At 64.7% G+C, this 252-nt stretch carries 1 pseudogene; it reads left to right on the plus strand.

From position 1 onward, the window contains the following. Positions 1-252 (plus strand): annotated as a pseudogene (locus tag QM588_RS25615) (ABC transporter); the annotation flags it as partial.

Here is a 252-nt window from a genome sequence, read left to right on the forward strand (position 1 = left end):
GCGGCGGAGAAGCGCAGCGCATCAAAATTGCCACCGAATTGCAGCGCACTCGCCGTGGCACTGCCCTCTACCTACTGGACGAACCGACAGCAGGGCTGCACCCCTCCGACGTCGCCCTGCTCATGCGCCAACTACATCTGCTTGTCGACGCGGGCAACACCGTGGTGATGGTCGAACACGATTTGGATGCCATAGCGTCCGCAGACTGGGTCATCGACCTCGGTCCCGGCGGCGGCGACAACGGGGGCACCG

Origin of the sequence: Rhodococcus sp. IEGM 1354, from assembly GCF_030056855.1 — a bacterium.
In the GTDB taxonomy this organism is placed as follows: Bacteria; Actinomycetota; Actinomycetes; order Mycobacteriales; family Mycobacteriaceae; genus Rhodococcoides.